The sequence below is a fragment of the Bacillus sp. 196mf genome, assembly GCF_003217275.1.
Taxonomy (GTDB): domain Bacteria; phylum Bacillota; class Bacilli; order Bacillales; family Bacillaceae_G; genus Bacillus_A; species Bacillus_A thuringiensis_S.
This window is the reverse complement of the sequence record NZ_QJTG01000080.1, coordinates 1-3,282: the sequence shown is the minus strand read 5'-3', so window position 1 is coordinate 3,282 and position 3,282 is coordinate 1. Positions and strand designations below refer to the sequence as shown.

Here is a 3,282-nt window from a genome sequence, read left to right as displayed (position 1 = left end):
AAGAAGAGAGAAAGAACAAAGCAGAAGAAGAGAGAAAGAGAGATGAAACTCCTGAGTATAAAAAAATAAGGGAATTAAAAGAACTGAGAAAGGAGTCGGAAGAGAGAAAGAATATACTAGAAGCAGCGAATGATGATGCGAATTCGGGTCAAATTAATGATCTTACTAAAGAGATTGCCGATATGGACAAACAGTTAAAAGAATTAAACGAATTAAACGAGATAATAAAAGGCGCAGAAAGACAAAAAAAGGATGTATTGGATTTTCGTAGTGATGAAAATGGAGTGAAAAAATGGGCAGATGAAACGCTAGTGCGGGAATATAAGCCTTTGCTTAAGCAGCAGCAGAATTTAAAGGATTTATTCTATTTCTACACGAGAGAGGGTAGAGCTATTAATGAAGAAATAAGCGGGAGAAACTTTGATGCGTTTTTGGGCGATTTTGCACCAGGGCAACTACAGGAAAAGGCGGAAGAGATAAAAGCCGTTTTTGACAAACCGGAAGCGCGTTTGCCTCAGGGGATGAATATTTATAGAAGGATAAATAAAGATGGATTCCCTTTTGCTGATTTAAATAGTGACATGATAGATCGAGATTTTACAAATGGACATAAGGTGAATAGGGATAAATTCCAAAGACTTCAAGAGGAGTTTAATGATAAAGATGTTACGGAATTGGGATTTATGAGCTTTTCAGGTTCTAAAGACCCCAGTGGAATTGCTGATCACTATGGCTTTCTTCAGCGCCCTGCTATTTTGAAACTTGAGGTACCAAAAGGTTATCCGGTAATTTATGTACCTGGGCTGTTTCCTGAAAACCCTTATGTGGAATTTTTAATAAATGCAGGTACTACTTATCATATTGATGAAATATCGATTAAACATGACGGGCCATCTGAAGAGGGGGATCCTCATGAATATATTGAAATAGCTGCCCATGTAGTGAATTAAAATTGCAATTGAGGACTAAATTTGTTTATAGGTTATAGAAGGATGAGTGCGTTAGTGATTGGTTATTATAGAAATAACTAAATTTTAATTGAATCTTGAATAGGGTCTTGAGCAAGGTTCCATAAATGGAATTTAATAACTTTAGTAGTTTATAGATGTTTTTTATTTATTCGTAATGCTAGTTATTTTTTAATAGTCAATAAAATAAGTATAGATTTTCATTTAAAAAGGAGTTTTAATCAAACTGAAATAAGGTAATCTAATATTGCACAGGATAGAATATGGTTTATACTAACTAGGGGGAAGATTCATAATAATAATCTTCTCTTTTTTTCTGGTATAAGTCTTTGTAAAAAATTTATCACACCCTTGGATAATTATAATTGCTGTAGTCAAGATTTTTATTTACTACAAGCTCTGTAAAAGTACACATCCTATAATTAAAACAGAATGGGAGAACATGCAATGAAAAAAGCTATAGCTCGTCAAAATCACAGTAATGCTCAAAAAGCAGCATTCATACTTGAAAAAATGTATACAACTCAAGGGTATTCCCCAGAAGAAATCGCGAAATTGACAGGGCTGCCCATCACAGAAGTGTTAATTCAATTAAAGTTAGTGTAGGTATATTTACGATGCTAGCACCTCATTGTTCTCTTCCGCATTTACGCTCATAACCTCTACGAATGTCTGTAGCACCACAGGTATTTTAATATAACCCCATCTCATCAGCTTCTTCTTCAAATATTTCATCAAATATACCTAATAGAAGCGCCTTGCTTATTGGATTTGTTGAGGGAACGTTGGAACGGTCCTCTTCTAGCCAATTATAATATAGATCACTTGAGCATGCCTCTATCTTACACTTTGCAATAGTATGTATGTCTCTAAAGCTATCGATGTAATCAAAGACCATCTGTTTGAAGGTTCTTTTAAAATAATTAATCGGATTGTTCATCAAAGTACCGTTATGCTCAAATTTCTGTGTTTTAGAATATAAAGCAACGGAAGCATTCGCAAGAAGGTTGTGAAATACATCGGTATCCGCTAGTAAATTAAATTTCTTAGTAGCTTTCTTCATAATGTTTCTGGCATTTTGGAATGATTCATTAATAATTTTAGAATTAAAGGCATGTTTTAATTTTATACGCATAGATTGCGGTACACGATAATCTATGAAATCTTTATCATTTACATGATATTGAACGTCGTTCTCTTTACGTATATGTATATCTTTTATATTTTGTTTTAAAGAAATAGTATTTGTTTTCTTGGTAGGACACTTTTCAGTCATTTCGGTAGGGGTGTTGTGGGACACTTCTTCTGCAATCGGTTGAATGATAATAGCATTGGCAGTTTGACGCATATCTTTTTTACGATTCATAGCTAGTTCATTAACCATTCCTAAATCCACGAGTTTCTGTGTTAAACGCTATACAGTCTTATTTATAGGAAGCGCCCATGATATCAGCAATTGAAAACTGACTCTGCATATTCGCAACTATGGCACTTTAAAATATTCAATACTGTAATAACTTAGCTTGTACATCGGCACATTTAAAAGATGTTCGAATGATATCTCTATATGCTCTAACTATTTTTTTTACTTATTCCATATCAGCAAATGTGGATAAATTTCGATAGGAATCTTCTTAAGTTATGAAATCAATAGGCTCCTTTGTATAAACAAAAAGCAACAGAACGCCAAATTTCAGCAAACTGTTGCCAGTAATGTTCTTAAAGCAAATTAATTGTTAACAATAAACCCATAATCGGTGGTTTTACTGTTATTTATTGGTAGGTGCTATATTATTATTCAGGGAACTAATAGGTGTTTTCCACGAAGAAAAGCTAGATCTCATTGTAATTTTAAATAATTTTTGGATAATAAAAAATTATTTTGACGTTCTGTTAACTATTAAACTATATATCAGACATTCATTCAATTTATAGCTTAGTAAACGTACTATTTACTTCTTAGCCATCCAAATAATTAATATACTCTTTAAAAAAATTCTTAAAATCAGTACTCTGTAACATAATCATGGCCAAGAAAAGTAGTTACTTTTTTTGTTAATGCTCCATTTTTATCAAAATAATAATCACCACTAACACCGAAACCTAGTGGCCCTGGAATACTTGCACTAGCAACCTTTGTATCTTTGTACATTACTCCATTTTTGTCAAAAGCAGCCCATTTTTTATCACTATTCCATTGTAACCATCCTGTATGCATAGAGCCATCCTCATTGAAATAATATTGTTTTCCATTATCATGTAATGTCCATTTATGCATAGAACCATCTTGATCAAAATAATATTGCTTTCCATC

2 protein-coding genes and 2 pseudogenes are annotated in these 3,282 nt (G+C 32.8%); 2 read left to right on the top strand and 2 right to left on the bottom strand.

Annotated features, from left to right (window positions below):
• Together ATL10_RS30420 and ATL10_RS31525 are read left to right on the top strand one after the other, a co-directional pair.
• The coding region (locus tag ATL10_RS30420) for an ADP-ribosyltransferase (protein ID WP_220037392.1) at positions 1-950 on the top strand (950 nt) is incomplete at its 5' end.
• Between the two features lie 465 nt (positions 951-1,415).
• The gene (locus tag ATL10_RS31525; protein WP_181419372.1) at positions 1,416-1,574 is read left to right on the top strand and encodes a hypothetical protein; all 159 of its coding nucleotides are present in this window, start codon (positions 1,416-1,418) and stop codon (positions 1,572-1,574) included.
• 85 nt (positions 1,575-1,659) lie between these two features.
• Here ATL10_RS31525 and ATL10_RS30415 read toward each other — a convergent pair.
• Positions 1,660-2,382: pseudogene (locus ATL10_RS30415) on the bottom strand (cytosolic protein); the annotation flags it as partial.
• Positions 2,383-2,973: 591 nt separating this feature from the next.
• Positions 2,974-3,282: pseudogene (locus tag ATL10_RS30410) on the bottom strand (hypothetical protein); the annotation flags it as partial.

What these genes read in the sequence shown, in the direction of transcription:
- ATL10_RS31525 (WP_181419372.1), top strand. Translation starts at nt 1,416, where the DNA reads ATGAAAAAAGCTATAGCTCGTCAAAATCACAGTAATGCTCAAAAAGCA.